This is a genomic window from Dysosmobacter acutus (assembly GCF_018919205.1).
GTDB classification, from domain to species: Bacteria; Bacillota; Clostridia; order Oscillospirales; family Oscillospiraceae; genus Oscillibacter; species Oscillibacter acutus.
In genome coordinates, this window is sequence record NZ_JAHLQN010000001.1 from 2,693,273 (window position 1) to 2,711,361 (window position 18,089).

At 60.8% G+C, this 18,089-nt stretch carries 22 protein-coding genes; 10 read left to right on the forward strand and 12 right to left on the reverse strand.

Annotated elements, in window-relative coordinates:
- Window positions 1–50: 50 nt before the first annotated feature.
- Window positions 51–500, reverse strand: a complete 450-nt coding sequence (locus KQI82_RS13115) for a CtsR family transcriptional regulator (protein WP_216633167.1) — start codon at window positions 498–500, stop codon at window positions 51–53.
- A gap of 238 nt (window positions 501–738) precedes the next feature.
- Between KQI82_RS13115 and KQI82_RS13120 the strand changes: the two genes are divergently transcribed.
- The 3 genes from KQI82_RS13120 (at window position 739) to rsmI (ending at window position 2,627) form a co-directional block, all read left to right on the forward strand.
- Entirely contained in the window at window positions 739–912 is a 174-nt protein-coding gene (locus tag KQI82_RS13120; protein ID WP_216633168.1) for a DUF362 domain-containing protein, read from the forward strand.
- 141 nt (window positions 913–1,053) lie between these two features.
- The gene (locus tag KQI82_RS13125; protein ID WP_216633169.1) at window positions 1,054–1,791 is read left to right on the forward strand and encodes a tRNA1(Val) (adenine(37)-N6)-methyltransferase; all 738 of its coding nucleotides are present in this window, start codon (window positions 1,054–1,056) and stop codon (window positions 1,789–1,791) included.
- The gene (rsmI, locus tag KQI82_RS13130; RefSeq protein ID WP_216633170.1) at window positions 1,788–2,627 is read left to right on the forward strand and encodes a 16S rRNA (cytidine(1402)-2'-O)-methyltransferase; all 840 of its coding nucleotides are present in this window, start codon (window positions 1,788–1,790) and stop codon (window positions 2,625–2,627) included. Before KQI82_RS13125 ends, rsmI begins: the two co-directional genes overlap by 4 nt.
- Window positions 2,628–2,766: 139 nt before the next feature.
- On the opposite strand, the gene KQI82_RS13135 is transcribed toward rsmI, so the two are convergent.
- Window positions 2,767–3,009, reverse strand: a complete 243-nt coding sequence (locus KQI82_RS13135; RefSeq protein ID WP_216633171.1) for an AbrB/MazE/SpoVT family DNA-binding domain-containing protein — start codon at window positions 3,007–3,009, stop codon at window positions 2,767–2,769.
- 296 nt (window positions 3,010–3,305) lie between these two features.
- Here KQI82_RS13135 and KQI82_RS13140 point away from each other — a divergent pair, with 296 nt between their 5' ends.
- Both KQI82_RS13140 and KQI82_RS13145 read left to right on the forward strand, forming a co-directional pair.
- The gene (locus KQI82_RS13140) at window positions 3,306–3,752 is read left to right on the forward strand and encodes a nucleoside recognition domain-containing protein (protein ID WP_277602923.1); all 447 of its coding nucleotides are present in this window, start codon (window positions 3,306–3,308) and stop codon (window positions 3,750–3,752) included.
- Entirely contained in the window at window positions 3,752–4,273 is a 522-nt protein-coding gene (locus KQI82_RS13145) for a spore maturation protein (RefSeq protein ID WP_216633718.1), read from the forward strand. Before KQI82_RS13140 ends, KQI82_RS13145 begins: the two co-directional genes overlap by 1 nt.
- A 32-nt stretch (window positions 4,274–4,305) precedes the next feature.
- Here the strand turns inward: KQI82_RS13145 and KQI82_RS13150 are convergent, their stop codons facing one another.
- From KQI82_RS13150 to murI, 6 genes are read right to left on the reverse strand one after another with little or no spacing between them, the layout of a single operon-like run.
- On the reverse strand, window positions 4,306–4,644 hold the full coding sequence (locus KQI82_RS13150; protein ID WP_216633173.1) for a branched-chain amino acid transporter permease: 339 nt from the start codon (window positions 4,642–4,644) through the stop codon (window positions 4,306–4,308).
- Window positions 4,635–5,327, reverse strand: a complete 693-nt coding sequence (locus tag KQI82_RS13155) for an AzlC family ABC transporter permease (protein WP_216633174.1) — start codon at window positions 5,325–5,327, stop codon at window positions 4,635–4,637. The genes KQI82_RS13150 and KQI82_RS13155 overlap by 10 nt, the downstream gene beginning before the upstream one ends.
- Window positions 5,328–5,372: 45 nt before the next feature.
- Entirely contained in the window at window positions 5,373–5,903 is a 531-nt protein-coding gene (locus tag KQI82_RS13160) for a prolyl-tRNA synthetase associated domain-containing protein (RefSeq protein WP_216633175.1), read from the reverse strand.
- A gap of 2 nt (window positions 5,904–5,905) precedes the next feature.
- Complete coding sequence (gene argS, locus KQI82_RS13165; protein WP_216633176.1) at window positions 5,906–7,651, reverse strand: arginine--tRNA ligase; 1,746 nt, start codon at window positions 7,649–7,651, stop codon at window positions 5,906–5,908.
- A gap of 42 nt (window positions 7,652–7,693) precedes the next feature.
- On the reverse strand, window positions 7,694–8,140 hold the full coding sequence (locus KQI82_RS13170) for a YwiB family protein (RefSeq protein ID WP_216633177.1): 447 nt from the start codon (window positions 8,138–8,140) through the stop codon (window positions 7,694–7,696).
- A complete protein-coding gene (gene murI / locus KQI82_RS13175; RefSeq protein ID WP_216633178.1) occupies window positions 8,106–8,918 on the reverse strand; it encodes a glutamate racemase in 813 nt (270 codons plus the stop codon). The genes KQI82_RS13170 and murI overlap by 35 nt, the downstream gene beginning before the upstream one ends.
- A 268-nt stretch (window positions 8,919–9,186) precedes the next feature.
- Between murI and KQI82_RS13180 the strand changes: the two genes are divergently transcribed.
- Both KQI82_RS13180 and KQI82_RS13185 read left to right on the forward strand, forming a co-directional pair.
- The gene (locus KQI82_RS13180) at window positions 9,187–9,594 is read left to right on the forward strand and encodes a hypothetical protein (protein ID WP_216633179.1); all 408 of its coding nucleotides are present in this window, start codon (window positions 9,187–9,189) and stop codon (window positions 9,592–9,594) included.
- A 29-nt stretch (window positions 9,595–9,623) separates the two neighbouring features.
- Window positions 9,624–10,745, forward strand: a complete 1,122-nt coding sequence (locus KQI82_RS13185) for a DUF362 domain-containing protein (RefSeq protein ID WP_216633180.1) — start codon at window positions 9,624–9,626, stop codon at window positions 10,743–10,745.
- An 81-nt stretch (window positions 10,746–10,826) separates the two neighbouring features.
- Here the strand turns inward: KQI82_RS13185 and KQI82_RS13190 are convergent, their stop codons facing one another.
- Both KQI82_RS13190 and KQI82_RS13195 read right to left on the reverse strand, forming a co-directional pair.
- Window positions 10,827–12,182 carry an MATE family efflux transporter gene (locus tag KQI82_RS13190; RefSeq protein ID WP_216633181.1) on the reverse strand — a complete coding sequence of 452 codons (1,356 nt, stop codon included), beginning with the start codon at window positions 12,180–12,182 and terminating at the stop codon, window positions 10,827–10,829.
- A 13-nt stretch (window positions 12,183–12,195) separates the two neighbouring features.
- Entirely contained in the window at window positions 12,196–13,044 is an 849-nt protein-coding gene (locus KQI82_RS13195) for an AraC family transcriptional regulator (RefSeq protein ID WP_216633182.1), read from the reverse strand.
- Window positions 13,045–13,278: 234 nt separating this feature from the next.
- On the opposite strand from KQI82_RS13195, the gene thyA reads away from it, so the two are divergent.
- Both thyA and KQI82_RS13205 read left to right on the forward strand, forming a co-directional pair.
- Complete coding sequence (thyA, locus tag KQI82_RS13200; RefSeq protein WP_216633183.1) at window positions 13,279–14,109, forward strand: thymidylate synthase; 831 nt, start codon at window positions 13,279–13,281, stop codon at window positions 14,107–14,109.
- Between the two features lie 59 nt (window positions 14,110–14,168).
- Window positions 14,169–14,657: a dihydrofolate reductase gene (locus KQI82_RS13205; RefSeq protein ID WP_216633184.1), complete on the forward strand. Its 489-nt coding sequence runs from the start codon at window positions 14,169–14,171 to the stop codon at window positions 14,655–14,657.
- A gap of 75 nt (window positions 14,658–14,732) precedes the next feature.
- Here KQI82_RS13205 and KQI82_RS13210 read toward each other — a convergent pair whose 3' ends face one another.
- Together KQI82_RS13210 and KQI82_RS13215 are read right to left on the reverse strand one after the other, a co-directional pair.
- On the reverse strand, window positions 14,733–15,422 hold the full coding sequence (locus KQI82_RS13210; RefSeq protein WP_216633185.1) for a zf-HC2 domain-containing protein: 690 nt from the start codon (window positions 15,420–15,422) through the stop codon (window positions 14,733–14,735).
- Window positions 15,419–15,886, reverse strand: a complete 468-nt coding sequence (locus KQI82_RS13215) for an RNA polymerase sigma factor (RefSeq protein WP_216633719.1) — start codon at window positions 15,884–15,886, stop codon at window positions 15,419–15,421. The genes KQI82_RS13210 and KQI82_RS13215 overlap by 4 nt, the downstream gene beginning before the upstream one ends.
- 147 nt (window positions 15,887–16,033) lie before the next feature.
- Here KQI82_RS13215 and recG point away from each other — a divergent pair, with 147 nt between their 5' ends.
- Window positions 16,034–18,082 (forward strand): ATP-dependent DNA helicase RecG, encoded by a 2,049-nt coding sequence (recG, locus tag KQI82_RS13220; protein WP_216633186.1) that lies wholly within the window; start codon window positions 16,034–16,036, stop codon window positions 18,080–18,082.
- Window positions 18,083–18,089 lie beyond the last annotated feature (7 nt).

Here is an 18,089-nt window from a genome sequence, read left to right on the forward strand (position 1 = left end):
CATACCTCCAATATATCATTTAAAATAAACTGACAAATGCATCTGGCCGGCTACACAGCGTGCACCAGCACCTGTTTGACAATGGACGCCCGCAGACGGTCCCGGTCCTCCCGGGCCACGGACCGCAGCGCGTTGTCGCCGATGGCGATCAGCAGCGTCCGTCCCACCTCTAACTCCACCGCCCCGGATTCCACCAGGTTGCCCAAGATGGCCCGGGCCGACTTCAGATCTATCTCGTCGCCGATGGAGTTGATAACCTGCATCAGCAGCGTCTGGCGATCCACCCGCACCCGGGTGATGCGGATATATCCGTTGCCGCCTCTGCGGCTTTCCACGATATACCCGTGCTCCGGAGAAAAGCGGGTGGACATGACGTAGTTGATCTGGCTTGGCACACAGTTGAACCGCTGCGCCAGGTCGCTGCGCTGCAGCTCCAGTACGCCGTCGGCCTCCTCCAGACTGTCCTGGATGAAGTCCGCGATCAAATCGGAAATTCCCATTCGTTGTCCCGCCTTTCTGTATCGGCCTTTCAGTCTGACTTTGACTTTCTTTGACCTTGTTTCTGATTGTCAGTATACCACGCCGGTGCCAAATGTCAAGGGGTGAAGTTTGACTTTCTTTGACCAATTTGAAAACAATTTGTGAACGGGTTTTGTGAATCAAATAACAAAAAACCGCTTGCAATTTTCAGGAATCATGATACAATTGAGAATACAAAATTTTATGGAGGTGCTTCCCATGGCTTACAAGATCACTTCTGCTTGCGTCAGCTGCGGTGCCTGCGCGGATGCCTGCCCTGCCGGCGCAATCAGCCAGGGCGATGATTCCTACATCATCGATGCCGGCGCTTGCTTGGACTGCGGCGCTTGCAGCGATACCTGCCCCAACGGCGCCATTGTTCCCGCTGAATAATCGGACAATACATAAAATACACCGTGGGGCTCCACGGTGTATTTTTGTTGCTTCCGCCCCTGCGATATTATATAATAAAGTAGTTTCATCCGCCGCCTCTGCCGATCCGCGGGGCGGCGATTCCAAATCCGGAGGGCTGCCATGGAGCGGACGGACCAGTTGTGGCCGGGCGGGCCGCGCTATTACTATGACGACGCATATTTTCCCCCGGGCACCGATTCCTTTCTGTTGGGCGCCTTTCCCCGCCTCCGCCCGAAGGAGCGGGTCTGCGATCTGGGCTGCGGCACCGGGCTTCTGGGGTTTCTGCTGCTGGCCCGGGAGCCAACCCTCCAGGTAACGGGAGTGGACATCCAGCCGGGTCCTCTGTCTCTGGCCCGGAAGAGCGCTGCGGAAAACAGATTCACCATGTCTTTTTTACAGGCCGACCTGCGCCGCCCGGAACAGCTTCCGCCTGCGGGCAGCTTTGACCTGGTGGTCTGCAACCCGCCTTACTTTAAACCGGGCAGCGGCTTTGCCGCCCGTGGACCGGCCCGCCGGATCGCCCGGGCGGAGGAGGCCGCCTCGTTGGAGGAGGTCTCCTCCGCGGCGGCGCGGCTGCTGCGCTGGGGCGGGCGGCTGGCCCTGGTCCACCGGCCGGAGCGGCTGTGTGACCTGATGTGCGCCCTGCGCGGCTGCGGCATCGAGCCCAAGCGGCTGCGGTGGGTGGAGAGCCGCGGCGGCGCCGCCCCTTCCCTGCTGCTCCTGGAGGGCCGGCGGGGCGGCGGAAGCGGCCTTGACATGGAGCCGCCCCTTGTGCTCCGGGACCAGGCGGGCCGGGACACGCCGGAGGTGGATGCCATCTACTTTCGAAATCGAACAACGGAGGACGCGCCCTTATGAGCGGAACACTGTACCTGGTCGCCACCCCCATCGGAAACTTAGGCGACTTTTCTCCCCGAGCCCTGTCAACCCTGCAGCAGGTGGATTTTATCGCCGCTGAGGACACCCGGGTCTCTGTCAAGCTCCTGAACCATTTCGGTGTCAAAAAGCCCATGGTCAGCTATCATGAGCACAACCACGTCAGCGCCGGGCAGTCCATCCTGAACCGCCTTGTGGGCGGCGAGAGCTGCGCCCTGATCACCGACGCGGGCACCCCGGCCATCAGCGACCCCGGCGAGGACCTGGTGCGGCTGTGCGCCGCGTCCGGCGTCAGCGTGCTGAGCATTCCCGGCTGTTGCGCTGCGGTCAGCGCCCTGGCCGTCTCGGGACTCCCCACCGGGCGGTTTACCTTTGAGGGGTTTCTCACCACCAACAAAAAAAGCCGACGGGAGCACCTCCAGTCTCTGGCGGGCGAGCGGCGCACCATGGTCTTCCACGAGGCGCCCCACAAGCTCTGCAACACCTTGGCGGACCTGTGCGAGTCTTTTGGGTCGGAGCGGAAAATCGCCCTGTGCCGGGAGCTGACCAAGCTCCACGAGGAGACCATGCGCACCACTTTAGGCGAGGCTGTCCTCTTTTACCGGGACCACGCCCCCAAAGGCGAGTATGTCCTGGTCCTGGCCGGAGCGGAGCTTCCGCAGCCTCCCCGCTTTACCCTGGCCGACGGCGTGGCGCAGGTCATGGAGCGCAGGGCCCGGGGCGCTCGTATGAAAGACGCTGTGCGTCAGGTTGCCGGGGAGATGGAGCTCTCCCGCAATGAGCTTTATCAGGCTGTTATAGAACGGGAGGGCGATTGAGGCCTCCGCGCAAATGACGCTTCCCGCCGAACACCGCCGGCATTCACAGTTTATAAAAAGGCCCGCCGTTTATGGAAAAGCGGCGGGCCTTTTCTCTTTTCAGCGCAAAAAAAGCAGACGCCCAAGGCGTCTGCGCTTCTCACATATTCTTCAGTTCTTTTAAACACTTCGGGCAAACATTCTTGCCTTTGAACGTGGTAATCTCTTTTGTACTGTCACAGAAAATGCAGCTGGGTTTGTATTTTTTCAGAATAACGGAGGACCCTTCCACATAAATCTCCAATGCGTCCTTCTCGGCAATGTCCAGTGTACGTCGCATTTCAATAGGCAGGACAATGCGGCCCAGCTCGTCCACTTTTCTGACAATACCTGTTGACTTCATCCCTACGCTCCTTTCTCGCTCAACCGCGAATGCAAAAACTCATACGGCTCTGTAAATTTGCATGTATGACAATATCATAGGCTGTCATATTTTGTCAACCTATATCACGCAAAATTTGTAAATTATTCATATTTAGTTTTACATAACGCAGGAGGTATCGTCTTATGGCAATGACCATTGTTTGGACTGGAATGGTCGTAATATCCTTGATTTTCGGAGCATTTACAGGAAATATGAGCGCTGTCAGTGCGGCTGCTTTGGATGGAGCAAAAAGCGCTGTGGAATTATGTCTTTCAATGGCGGGGATTATCTGTCTCTGGAGCGGAGTCATGGAAATCATGAACCAGGCCGGCATATCCGGCGCCCTCTCCCGGGCGTTCCGGCCGCTGCTGCGGCGGCTGATGCCCGGCGCAAGCCGGGACCCGGAAACCCTGGAGGCCATCTCCGCCAATGTCTCCGCCAACCTTCTGGGCCTGGGCAACGCCGCCACGCCCCTTGGCATCCGGGCGGCCCGCCGCATGGCCAGGGGAACCGAGGGCAAAGCCAGCGATGAATTGTGCCTGCTGGTGGTAATGAACACCGCCTCCATCCAGCTGATCCCCGCCACCATCGCCGGTGTCCGGGGCGCCTGCGGCTCCGTCTCGCCCTTTGATATTTTACCCGCCGTGTGGCTGGCCTCCGTTCTCTCGGTGACGGCGGGGCTTTTGGCCGCCAAGCTCTTCTCCCGGTTCTGGAGGGCATGATGGACGTCTCTTCCTGGATCGTACCCTGTCTGCTGGCCTTTGTTGCCCTCTATGCCGCAGGCAAAAAAGTGGATGTCTACGGCGCGCTGACTCACGGCGCGGAGGAAGGGCTGGCCGTGACCGTCCGCATCCTGCCCGCCCTGGTGGGGCTACTCACAGCCGTGGCCATGTTCCGGGCCTCCGGCGCCATGGAGTGCTTCGCCCAGGCCTGCGCTCCGGCGCTCCGGGCCATCGGCATCCCGCCGGAGACCACGCCTATGCTCCTGATCCGCCCGGTCAGCGGCAACGGGGCCCTGGCGGTGGGTACGGAGCTGATGCAGACCTACGGCCCCGACTCCTACATCGGCCGGGTGGCCGCGGTGATGTTGGGCAGCACGGAGACCACCTTCTACACCATTGCGGTCTATTTCGGCTCCGCCGGCATTCACAAGACACGCTACGCCATCCCCGCGGCGCTGGCGGCGGACCTGACCGGCTTCATGGCCGCCGCCTTTGCCGTTCGGCTTTTCTTTGGCATGTGAAAAGAGGCGCGGCCGCGCCTCTTTTTCAGTCTCTATCCGGCAAAGACCACCTGCACCAAAAGCATATAGACTGCCGTTCCCCCCGCGATGGAGAGAAGCACATTGCTCTTCCAGCAGTGGAGCGCCACAATGGCGGCAATAGCAAGTCCCTCCGGCAGAGCGTGGGGCGCAAGGCGGAGGGACACGCCCTTCAGACAGTAGACCACAAGCAGCCCCATCACCGCGGGCGGCAGCAGCTTCCCCAGGTCCCGCACCACAGCTGGAGGCTCCCGGTTCTCCGGAAACAGCAAAAAGGGCAGCCACCGGGTCACCTGCGTTCCAAGGGCCACGGCCAGGATGATGACAAGCGTTTGAACAGGCGTTAAGTACACAGCTTTTTCCTCCCAATCAGCAGCGAAACCAGAATCAGCGCCATGGCCGGTATCACCAGGTTGTCCGCGCCGAACACCACCAGGCTCACCGCGGTGCAGAGCACGCCGATGACAGCGGAGGGCCGGTTTTCCCGCTTTTTCCACTGCTCTAAGAAGAGCACCACAAAGAGCGCCGTCAGGGCAAAGTCCAGCCCTGTGGTGTCAAAGGACAGCAGTCCGCCCACGGCCGCGCCTAACAGGGACCCGGCCAGCCAGTAGCCATAGTCCAGCAGCGTGACGGAGAGGTAATACTCCCTGGGCTCCACCCCTTCCGGCGGCTCTACCGTGGAGACGATGGAAAAGGTCTCGTCGCAGAGCATGTAGATGAGGAAGAACTTGGCCTTCCCCAGGCCCTTGTACTTTTCCAGCATGCTCAGTCCATAGAACATGTGGCGGGCGTTCACCATGATGCTCAAAAGCAGCGCCTGGAGCGGATCGAACACCTGGGTCAGCAGCGTGATGGCCACAAACTGCATGCTGCCGCAAAAGGCCACCGCGCTCATCAGGCCGGTCCACAGCACACCGTAGCCCCGGGTGGACATCAAAATACCGTAGGCCACCCCCAGGCAGAGGAAGCCTGTCAGCACCGGGACGGTGACGGGAAAGGCGGTGCGCAGCGCCTTTTGATACTGGGTTTTTCTCATAGCTCCTCCGAATTAAAGCAGGGGATGTCTCCATCCCCCGCTGTTTCACCGTGGTTCCTTCCGCTCCCACACCACCGGGTTCCCAAGCTCCTCCACCAAGCGCAGAAAGTCGCGCTTGCGGATGCCCATGGTGGCCGTGTTGCGGCAGGGGTGGAAGTTCAGCAGCTCCTGATCGCCGGCGTTCAGGACAGCGCGCTCCAGCACCAGGACCACGTCGTGCCCCTGGTTGTTCACGAGGCCCAGCGGGCTCACCGAGCCCGGCGTCAGCCCTAACTTCTCATAGAGCTCCTCTTCGCCGGCAAAGGTGGGCCGCCGCCAGCCGGTGCTTTTTGCAAAGTGCCTGCCGTCTAACTGACGGTGGTCCTCCAGGACCACCAGATAGAACCGGAGCGTCTTCTTGTCCTTGATGAGAAGGCACTTCAGATTGAGTCCCGGCATCACCAGGCCACGGCTCTGCGCCTCCTCCACTGTGAAAAAGGCTTCGTGCTCATAGAGCGCGTACCGGATTCCCAGCCGCTCCAGCAGGGCCAGCAGTTCCTCTCCGCCCCGGTTTTGCCGCTGCTCCACAAGGTCCATGCTCACATCTTCTCCGGCGCGTCCACACCGATCAGCGCAAGGCCGCTCCGCAGGACGCTGCGGGTCAGGTCCGCTATCTTCAGCCGGGCGGAGAGCACCCGGGGCTCCTCGCCCTTGATGCGGCAGGCCGTGTAGAACCGGTGGAAGCAGCCCGCCAGATCCACCAGGTAGCGGTTGATGTGTGAGGGGTCGTAGTCCCGGGCGGCCAGGCGGATCTCCTCGCAGTAGGCGGAGAGCTGTTTGATGAGCGCCTGCTCCGTCTCACCGCTCAAAAGGCCCATGTCCACGTCCGCCATGGAGGGGACTTTCTCCCCCTCCTCCCCCAGCGCCCGCAGCAGTGAGCAGATGCGGGCATGGGCGTACTCCACGTAGTAAATGGGGTTTTCCGAGTCCTCCCGCACAGCGAGGCCCAGGTCAAAGTCCATCTGGGTGTCAGGCTTGGAGTTGAAGAACCAGCGGGCCGCGTCCACCGGGATCTCGTCCAGCAGGTCGCTGAGGGAGATGGCCTTTCCGGTCCGCTTGGACATGCGCACCACCTCGCCGTCCCGCAGCAGCTTCACAAGCTGCATCAGCACGATGTCCAGTTTTTCCGTTCCATTCAGCCCCAGCGCGTCCAGCGCCCCCTTGAGGCGGGCCACATGGCCGTGGTGGTCGGCGCCCCAGACGTTGATGACCCGGTCAAAGCCCCGGACGGCAAACTTGTTGCGGTGGTAGGCGATGTCGGCGGCAAAGTAGGTGTAGAAGCCGTTGGCCCGGCGCAGCACGTCGTCCTTCAGGTCTAACTTTTCGATCTCCGCCTCGCTTTTGCCCGCCTTGCGCAGGTTTTCGCGCATGATGTCAGCGGTCTTCAGCCACAGCGCGCCCTCTTTTTCATAGGTCCAGCCGGCGGCGCTCAGCTGCTCCGCCGTCTCAGCCACATAGCCGCTGTCGTGGAGGGTGGATTCGTAAAACCAGTTGTCGTAGTGGATTTTGTAGCGCTCCAGGTCGGACTTCATCTTGGGCAGGTTGACGCTGAGGCCAAACTGGGCCAGGGTGTTGCGCCGCTCCTCCGCGTCCGCGCGGAGGAGCCTGTCCCCATTCTGGTCATAGTACAGCTGGGCAAGCTCCCGGATGTCCGCGCCCTGGTATCCGTCCTCGGGGAAGGGCACGTTCTCCTCCCCCTGGATGAGCTGGAGATAGCGTGCCTCCAGCGACTGGGCAAACTTGTCGATCTGGTGGCCGGCGTCGTTGACATAAAACTCCCGCGTCACGTCCGCGCCGCACTTTGCAAGCACGGCGGCCAGCGTGTCGCCCAGAACGCCTCCCCGGGCGTTGCCCATGTGCATGGGGCCGGTGGGATTGGCGGAGACGAACTCCACCATGATCTTCTGGCCCGCAAGCTGATCGGAGGAGCCGTATTCCTCCCTCTCGCTCTCCACCGCCTCAAGGACGCCCCGGTACCAGCCTTCACTGACGCGGAAGTTCAAGAAGCCGGGGCCCGCGATCTCCGCGGAGGTAAAATAGCTGCCGCTCAGGTCCATATGCTCCAGCAGCGCCTGGGCGATGTCCCGGGGCTTTTTCCGCAGCGCCTTGGACGCGGCCAGGGCAAAGGTGGTGGTGTAGTCCCCGTTGGCCGTGTCCTTGGGGATTTCCACCGGGGCCTCCTTCACCTCAGCCTCAGGCAGCGTCCCGTCCTCCACCGCGCCCCGGTAGGCCGCCATGGTCAGCTGGGCAATCTGGTCTTTCGCGTTTTGAATCATATGAATCATTGGTTGCACCTCATTTGTGAATTTTCGTCCCTGCGGGAACGGTTATTTTTCCTTCACAGTGATATAAAAGCAGTTGCGTCCTGTGACGGAGTGCTCGATGGCGATGGAGTAGCGGATCTCCAGCGTCCCTCCCCGCTCGGTCATGTGGTTTTCCAGCAGGCTGGTGCTGATGTCCACGGTGAGCTCGCCGTAAAGCGTCTCATAGAGGGAGGTGTGCTGGACGCCGTGCTCAAAGACCATCTGGGAGTTGACGCTCCCGGATCGGGTCAGGATCACCTGCCTGCCCCTGATTTCAAAGGTGGTGGTGGTTCCGGTCATGCCGGTGAGCTCGCTTTCCTCATAGCGGAGCACAAGTCCCTCGGCCGTGGGGAGCAGCACGCCCTCCGTCATCAGCTCTGTGGCGTCCGGGTCCGCCTCTTCAAAATACTGCTCACCCCGGACGGTGATGAGTACCTCAATACCGGTCGATGTCGATTCGGTTGGCTTCATGGTGCAGATCCTCCTGTAAAAACCAGGAGGCGATCTGTTCAAAGTCGTCCACCCGGTCGCTGACATAATAGGTTGCCTCTCCCTGCTGATGCTCTCCAAGCAGGCCCCGGGCCTTCAGGGTGCGTTTGAGTTCAAAGGCGGACTCCTCGCCGGCGGAGATCAGCTCCACCCCATCCCCCATTACGCCGCGGATCACATCGCTCAGCAGCGGATAGTGGGTGCAGCCCAGTATCAGCGTGTCGATCCCGCTCTCACGCATGGGCTCAAGGTACTCCCTTGCCACCGTCTCGATGACCACGTCGCCGGGGCGGAACCGTCCGTTTTCCACCAGCGGCACAAAAAGCGGACAGGCCCTGGCCACCACCTCCACCTTTGCGTCAAGCTCCCCGATGGTGGTTTCGTAGACGCCGCTGCGCACCGAGGCATGGGTGGCGATCAGCCCCACGCGCCCGCACCTGGTCGTCTCAACCGCCCGGCGGCAGGTGGGGGCCACCACTCCCACCATCGGGAGATCGTTTTCCTCACGCAGCGTCTCAAGCGACGTGGTGCTGACGGTGCCGCAGGCGATCAGGACGGCTTTCAGGTCAAAGCTGCGCAAAAAGCGCACATCCTGCCGCGCGTACTTCAATATGGTTTCCCGGGACCGTCCGCCGTAGGGGACGCGGGAGGTATCTCCAAAGTAAATGAGCTGTTCGCCGGGCAGAATCCGCCGCAGGGAACGGACCGCGCTCAGCCCGCCCAGACCGGAATCAAATACGCCGATGGGTCGGTTATCCATAAGTCCCTCCAATGCCGGAAAAATAGAGATCGCGGTATGGCCGCGCAAAGCATCCTGACCGGCCGGGCTCCGCTTAAAAAAGGCGTTTGCAGCCTTATGAGGCCCTGCCGTTTCCTTTGTACCTTAAGTTCTATATTATACTATGTAGCTTTATCCCCGGCAAGTCAGATTTTAGGCTTTTTGCCCACTTTTTTATGTGGCATTTTCCATGGAACTTTGCTATAATCATGTAATCATCCAACGACTGTTTCAATGAGGAGGTGTCCCAATGGAGATCAAGCTGACCGAAAAGCAGTACCGCTATCTGCTGGATCTGGTCTACATCGGCAACTGGGTCATAAACTCCACCCGGGAAGACGACCGCATCCGGGAATATGACTCAGTGGAGAGCCTGATTTTCTCCTATTGCGCAGAGCACAGGATGTCAAAGCTCATCGAGCTCTACAACGGGGAGATCATCCCCTCCAAGGCCTTTGCCGAGGGCGGCATCCACGAAGCCATCGCCAACTATGAGGACAACACATTTTACGAAATCCTGGCAGAGGAACTGGCGCTGCGGGATATGGACGGCCAGCCTCTCACCCGTGAAAACTACAGCGAACTGGTGGAGCGAATGGACGAATACCTGGGCGAGTTTGAGGAAAACGGAACGGATCACATCTCCGTGGATATGTGAACGCATTACATACAAAGGAGAACATGAATATGGCTGAAAAGGCAAAGGTGTATTTTGCGGACTTCAGGGCCGCGGACTTCCATGAAAATCTCCAGCAGAAGCTGTACCGCCTGATGAAGGCCGCCGGCTGCGGGGACATCGACTTTGAGGGCAAATATGTGGCCATCAAGCTGCATTTCGGCGAGCCCGGCAACCTGGCGTTCCTCCGGCCCAACTGGGCCAAGACGGTGGCGGACTTTGTCCGGGACCAGGGCGGCAAGCCCTTTCTCACCGACTGCAACACCCTCTATGTGGGCGGCCGGAAAAACGCTCTGGACCACCTGGACTCCGCCTACTTAAACGGCTTCTCGCCTCTTTCCACCGGATGTCACTGCATCATCGCCGACGGACTCAAGGGAAATGACGAGGCATATGTACCCGTGGAGGGCGGCAAATACGTGAAGGAGGCCAAAATCGGCCGGGCCATCATGGACGCCGACATTCTCATCTCCCTCACCCACTTCAAGGGCCATGAAAACACCGGCTTTGGCGGCGTGCTGAAAAACATCGGCATGGGGAGCGGCTCCCGGGCCGGCAAAATGGAGCAGCACAACGCCGGCAAGCCCTCTGTGAACGGCGACAAGTGCGTGGGCTGCGGCACCTGTGAGGAGATCTGCGCCCACGGCGCGGCCGTGGTGGGTCCGGAGGGCAAGGCCTCCATCGACCAGGACAAATGCGTGGGCTGCGGCCGCTGTCTGACCCACTGCCCCATGGACGCGGTTTACGCCTCCAACGACGAGTCCAACGACATCCTCAACTGCAAGATCGCCGAGTATACCAAGGCAGTGGTGGACGGCCGACCCTGCTTCCACATCTCCCTGGTGATCGACGTGTCCCCGCTGTGCGACTGCTACTGGCTCAACGACGCCCCCATCGTGCAGGACGTGGGCATGTTCGCCTCCTTTGACCCCATTGCGCTGGACCAGGCCTGCGCCGACGCTGTCAACGCCCAGCCGCCTCTTCCCGGCTCCGCCTTAGACGGCGAAAACTTCCACGAGTGCGGCCATGATCATTTCCACTACATGCATCCCGACACCAACTGGGAGACCGCCCTGAGCCACGGCGAAGCCCTGGGGCTCGGCCAGCGGCAGTACGAGCTCATCAAAATCTGAACCTCATGGAAAGAGGGCGGAGCGCCGGCTCCGCCCTCTTTTTGCCGCCAGCAAAAGGCGGACTGCTCTCTCCGGTTTGGGTCAATCCCGCAGCCGGACCACTTCCCAGCGGTGGCCCCGGAACCGGAGCACAAAGGCCGCCATACGCACCACCCAGTCGATGAACATGGCGTACCAGATGCCAAGCACGCCGAACCCCCAGCTCCGGGCCATCACCACGCCGATGGCCACCCGGAAAATCCACATGGACAGAGACGAGGTAATCATGGTGAAGCGGGTGTCTCCCGCTGCCCGCAGGGCCTGGGGCAGGGTGAAAGCCAGGGGCCAGATCGCAATGCCCACCACGCCGTGCCAGATCAGGATGTTGGTGGCATAGGCCGAAGCCTCCGCCGACACAGCGTAGATCCGGATGATCAGCGGCAGCGCCGCAAGAATGGCAAGGTTCAAAAAGAGGCCGTAGATATAGTTCATCTTCAGAAGCCTCTTCGTGTAAAGCCGGGCCTGTTCGTAGCTGCCCGCCCCCACGCAGCGGGAGACCACCGTCACCATGGCAAGGCCCATGGCGTTGCCGGCGATGCATTGGAAGACGCCGATGGTATTTGCGATGGAGTTGGCGGTGATGGAGGCGGTGCCGAGGCCCGACACGGTGGACAGCAGCAAAATCTTACCAAGCTGGAACATGCTGCTCTCCACGCCGTTGGGCACGCCGAAGTGGAGGAAATTGCGGATCACCGGTCCGTCGTGGCTGCGTGGAATCCGCTTGAGGCGCAGCGCGGCGCCCGGACGGCGCAGCAGCATCAGGATCATTCCCGCCGCCACCACCCTGGAAACCAGCGTGGGAATGGCCACGCCCTCCACACCCCGGTGCAGCCCGAAGATCAGCAGGGCGTTGCCCGCCACGTTGATGCCGTTCATCACCAGCGACACCTGCATGGAGATGTTGGAGTTTCCCATCACCCGGAAAAGGGCAGCGCCGGCGTTATAGAGCGCCAGGAAGGGGATGGAGGCCTCCACGATCAGATAATAGGTGTTCGCGTAGGCGGCCACGTCCGCCTCCACCCGGCCGAACACCACGCCAAGGATAAACTGCTTGCCCACATAGATGAAAACCGTGACTAACAGGGAGATTTCCAGCATAAAAAGCAGCAGCTGTTCGCCGGAGTGACTGGCCTTATCCAGTTCCCTGCGGCCCATGTACTGTCCCGCCACCACCGCGCCGCCGGTGGCCAGGGCAGAAAAGGCATTGATCAAAAGCACATTCACCGTATCCACAAGGGAGACCGCCGAAATGGCGGCCTCTCCCACCCGGGCCACCATCAGCGAATCCGCCAGGCCCACCGTGATGGCCAGCAGCTGCTCAATAACCAGGGGAATAATCAGATGACGCAGGTCCGCCTTTGTAAAAAACACGTCTTCCTGACGCAGTGTCTGTTCCATTTCCGTTCTCCCTTTACCCGTTGAATTCCCTGGGGCTCATGTGAAATGTGCCCTGAAACGCCCGGAGGAATGTGGAATAATCCCGAAATCCCGCCTGCTCCGCCGCTTTCATCACCGGCACGCCGGAGCGGATCATCTCCCCGGCCCGCAGCAGCCGCTTCTGGCTCACATACTGGTGGAGCGTGTAGCCCGTGGTCTCCTTAAAGCGGTGCATCAGGTAGTAGCGGCTCATATAGAACCGGCCGGCAATGGCGTCCACGGACAAGTCCTCCTCCAGATGGGCGGCGATGTAGCGCAGGATTTCCCCCATCTTCGGGTCCCGGCGGTAGCTGTCCGTCACCTCCGCCGTCCTGTCCTTCCCCGCGTCCCGGTTGATGGCCACCAGCAGCTGGAGGAAATAGGTGCTTGCCAGCAGCTCATGGCCAAATTCCCGGTCCCGCAGCGCGCCCTCCAGTTCCGTCACCAGGCGCATATACTCCAGCCTCCGCTCCTTCCCTTCCCGCAGCAGGTGGAACCCCCGCTCCCGGGTGAGGTCAAAGCAGGCGGACAGGTTCTCCCCTCCATAGCTGTGCTCGGCCAGATAATCGGCGTTGAGCCAGATCACAATGCGCTCATAGGGCTCGTTGGGGTCAATGATGGGCACGTGGATCAGGTTGTGCTGTACCAGCAGAACATCCCAGGGCTTGAGGAAATAAGTCACGCCCTCCACCACATAGGTCACCTTGCCCCCCAACAGCAAAATGATCTTGTCGAACTCATGGTAGTGGTAATCCAACTTCTCCGCCCGGCTGTCCTTCAGGTGGAACAGCCGGAACTTCTCATTGAGATAGCCCCGCTTTCCCACCTCGCTGCGGTCCAGCATTGCCGTTCCTCCCCTCGTCCATCTCTTTGACGCAGGCGGATTGTCTTCCCTGCAATCGTTTCTCTCAATTCATCATATCGCACTTTTTGCAGGATTACAATCAGACTTTTATCTAATTTTTACAAAAATACAGGGGGGTATTTAGTAAAAATGGGTTCAGGATTCATGGATTGTATTGCGTGTGCGCATCTGCTATACTGAGTAAGGATGAAATTCGACAAGGAGCGTGAGTGCATGAGCCATGCCGACCAGATATTCCTGGCCAACTGCCGGGAAATTTTGCAAAGCGGCGTCCGGGACACGGACCAGCAGGTGCGTCCCAAGTGGGAGGATGGCACGCCGGCCCACACCATCAAGAAATTCGGCATTGTCAACCGCTATGACCTGCGCCGGGAGTTCCCCATTCTCACGCTGCGGAGAACCTATTGGAAAACCGCCGTGGACGAGCTCTTGTGGATTTGGCAGAAAAAGTCCAATAACATCCATGACCTGAACGCCCACATCTGGGACGCCTGGGCCGACGAGACCGGTTCCATCGGCAAGGCTTACGGCTATCAGCTTGGCGTCCGCCACCGCTATCCGGAGGGGGAATTTGACCAGGTGGACCGGGTGCTCTACGACCTCAGGCACAATCCCGCCTCCCGCCGGATCATGACCAATCTCTACACCTTTGCCGACCTCCATGAGATGAACCTCTACCCCTGTGCCTACTCCATGACCTTCAATGTCTCCGGGCGCATCCTCAACGGCATTTTGAACCAGCGCTCCCAGGACATGCTTGCCGCTAACAACTGGAATGTCGTGCAGTACGCCGTGCTGATGCATATGATGGCCCAGGTCTCTGGCCTTGAGGCCGGCGAACTGGTCCACGTTATCGCCGACGCCCATATCTACGACCGTCATGTGCCCATCATCCGGCGCATGTTGGACGCGTCCCCCGCCCCCGCTCCCGTCTTTCATATAGACCCGTCCGTCACGGACTTTTACGCCTTTACCAGGGACAGCTTTTCCCTGGAGGGTTATACGCCTTCTCCCTTTGAGGAGAAAATTCCCATTGCGGTATAAGCATCTTTTATGCCGTGGGAAAAATTCATACTGCCCCGGTATGTCAAAGGAGAGTCTCTATGAACGCAATTGTTGCAGTTGCCCAGAACTGGGCCATCGGCAGAGACGGCAAACTGCTGTTCCGCCTGAGCGAAGACCTGAAGCACTTCCGCCGACTGACAGAGGGCGGCACCGTCATCATGGGCCGCAAAACGCTGGAGTCCCTGCCAAAGGGGCAGCCTCTGGCCAACCGGGACAACATCATCCTCTCCGCCCAGCCCGGCATCAAGGTGCCGGGCGCCACGGTGGTGCATTCCTTTGACCAGGCGCTGGCCATGGTGCAGGGCCGGGACAGGGTGTTTGTCATCGGCGGCGGATCCATCTACGCCAAGCTCCTGCCCTACTGCCAGCGGGCCTACGTCACCATGGTGGACGCCAGGGCCGACGCCGACACCTATTTCCCCAATCTGGACCGCCATCCCGACTGGGAGCTTTTCAGCGCCAGCGAGCTCGTGGCCGACAACGGCTACACCTTCCGTTACCTTGAATATACCCGGAAGGCGGGATAGCGCGCCCTTGATCCAAACCGCCAAAAGAGCGTGCAGCACTTTGCTGCACGCTCTTTTTCAATCTTGGAACGGCTCTCAATTCCTGTCCCCCCAGTTGATCTCATCCTCCACCGAGGCGCGGGGCAGCTCCATCCCCTCCTCCCAGAGGAGGACGGCGTCCTCGCCCCGTCCGTACCAGGCCCTGGTGATCTCCGTATCATAGCCCCGGTCACGGGCGTATCCATTCATGACCGGCAGGTCCAGTATCAAATCTGAGTCCCCCGTCTGGCCCGGCAGCGTCCTTTTTTCCGTGTAGAGCGCACGCTTGGGCACAAAGTACGCGTTGCCCTCCTCGTCAAACTCGAACCTGATCTCCCGGATCGCCTTGTCGTCGTTGACGCTCATGTGGTACACCACCCGCCCGTCGGAGAGCTGCCGCACGTTGGTGATCGAAATGTTCTTCGGGTCCACCGGGAACCAGAACCCCTGCGTCGCCGCCAGAAAAGCCCCGACTATCACCGCGCACACCGCAGCCGCGATGGCCGCCCCCCGCAGCTTTGCCTTCCACTTGCCCCGCTCCCACTCTCTTGAGAGCCTTTTCAGCGCCGACGCCTCTTTATCCGCCGCACGGAGCTCCTCCTCCGGCAGGGGGGCGCGGAGCTCCTCCATCTCCCTCCGGCAGCCGGCGCACTCTTTGAGATGTGCTTCCACCTCCGCCCGGCTCTCCGCCGAGCAGACATTATCGCAGTACAGCGGCAGCAGGTCGCGAACAATTTCACACTTCATGTAAGCCTCTCCTTTAATTTCCGCCGCGCCCGGAAATAGGTCACACGGGCCCAGCTCTCTGTTTTTCCGAACAGCTCGCCGATCTGGGCAAAGGGCAGTTCGCCGAAGGTCCGCAGGGAGAACACCTCCTTGTAGGGCTCCTCCAGATCGTGGAGCAGGCGGTGGAGCCTGCGGGCCGCGTCACGGTCGCAAAACGATTCCTCGATGCCCTCGTCCCCCTCCTCCATCTCCGCCTGACGGAACCGTTTTTGCTCCCGGCAGGCACGGAAATAGAGGTTTCTTGCGATCTGGCACAGCCACACCCGCAGCTGGCACTCCCCGCGAAAGCCGTCGATGGCGGTGAGAGAGCGGAAAAAGGTCTCCTGGGTGATCTCCTCCGCTGCTGCCTCGTCCCTGGTCAGGGCCAGGGCATAGCGGTACACATCGGCAAAATACAGCCGGTAGACTTCTTCAAAATCCGGTATCTTCCCCACCCCTTTCCTACATAAGAGTATCCAACGCACCAAATGTTACAAAATAGTTTTGCCAACTGCTTTCGGCTATTATATAATATCTGAAACCGCAGCTCCAGCCTATGAGCTGAATTTTACAGGAGAAAGGAGCCCTTCCCCATGGCCGACCTGAACACAGATGTGCGCTATATCAAGGGCATTGGCGAGCAGAAGGCCAAGGCCCTGGGAAAGCTTGGCATCTTTACCCTCCGGGACCTGATCTCCTACTTCCCGCGGGCCTATGAGGACCGCTCCGCCTTTCGCCCCATCAGTGCGCTGATCCCCGGAGAAACCGCCTGCGTCCAGGCCATGGTGGCCGCGCCGCCCACCCTCTCCCGCATCCGCCGGGGTCTGGAACTGGTAAAGCTCCGGGCGGTGGATGAGACCGGCGCGATAGACATCACCTATTTCAATCAGGCATACCTGAAAAACAGCCTGAAAATGGGACAGAGCTATGTGTTCTGCGGCCGGGTGGAGGGCACGCTGCTGCACCGGACCATGACCAACCCGGTGGCGGAGCCGGAGGGCCGCCGGGAGCGGACCGGGCGCATTGTCCCCATCTATCCCCTGACCGCCGGCGTCTCCCAGCTGCTGCTGATCCGCGCCGTCCGTCAGGGGCTGGACGAGTGCGCCGGCAAGCTGTCCGAATTTCTCCCCGATGAGGTGTGCCGGGAAAACGGACTCTGCCCCATCGGCCGCGCCTATGAAAACGTCCACTTTCCCGTCTCGCAGGAGGCGCTGGAGGAGGCCCGCCGCCGCCTGGTGTTCGAGGAGCTGTTCCTGCTGGCCCTGGGCCTTTCCGGGCTGCGCAGCCGCCGCCAGTCGCTCCAAGTGACGCCCTGCCGCCCGGTGGACATGGAACCGTTCTACCGCGCCCTTCCCTTCTCTCTCACCGATGCCCAGCGTCGCTGTGTGGACGAGGCCCTGAGCGACATGTGCTCCGGCAGACCCATGAACCGCCTGTGCCAGGGGGACGTGGGCTCCGGCAAAACCATGGTGGCCGCGGCCTGCGTCTACTTCACCGTACAAAACGGCGCCCAGGCCGCCCTGATGGCGCCCACCGAGATTCTGGCGGAGCAGCACTGCCGGAGCCTCTTTCCTCTGCTGGAACCCCTGGGCGTCCGGTGCGTCCTGCTCACCGGCTCCGTCAAGGGCAAGGCCCGCCGGGCCATCCTTGAACAGCTTGCACAAGGCACGGCCCACTTTGTCATCGGCACCCACGCGCTGATCTCCGGGGATGTGGCGTACAGGGACCTGGGATTGGTGGTCACCGACGAGCAGCACCGCTTCGGCGTGGGTCAGCGCGCGGCCCTTTCCTCCAAGGGCCGCTCCCCACACATCCTGGTCATGTCCGCCACGCCGATCCCAAGGACGCTGGCCCTCATCATCTACGGCGACCTGGATGTCTCCGTCATTGACAAGCTGCCTCCCGGGCGGCAGAAGGTCGACACCTTTGCCGTGGGCACCGGCTACCGGGAGCGGATCTACGCCTTTTTGCGCAAGGAGATCGCCCAGGGCCACCAGGCCTACATCGTCTGCCCTCAGGTGTCGGAAAATGAGGAGATGCCGGACGACCGTAAGGCGGTGACGGAGTACGCGCAGACGCTTCAGCGGGAGGTCTTTCCCGATCTGCGCATCGCCTTCATCCACGGCAAAATGAAGCCAAAGGAAAAGGAGGCGGTGATGGCCGCCTTTTCTCTTGGAAAAACCGATATTCTGGTGTCCACCACGGTCATCGAGGTGGGGGTGGACGTGCCCAACGCCACGGTGATGGTGGTGGAAAACGCCGACCGCTTCGGCCTGAGCCAGCTTCATCAGCTGCGGGGCCGGGTGGGGCGGGGCGGCGCCAAGTCCTACTGTGTGTTGATCGCCGATCCAAAGACCGAGGAGGCCAGGCAGCGGCTGCGGGTCATGGCCAAAACCTCGGACGGCTTCCGCATCGCCGAGGAGGACCTGCGCCTGCGGGGTCCGGGTGACTTTTTCGGCCAGCGCCAGCACGGGCTTCCCTCCTTGAAGATCGCCGACCTCTCCTGTGACATGGCCCTGCTGCTCAGGGCCCAGGCAGCGGCGGAGGAGATGCTCCGCGCCGACCCGGAGCTTACGCGCCACAGCGCCGTGGCCCGGCGGGTACAGGAATTGTTTGCCCAAAATGCGGACACACTGAACTGAAGACCAC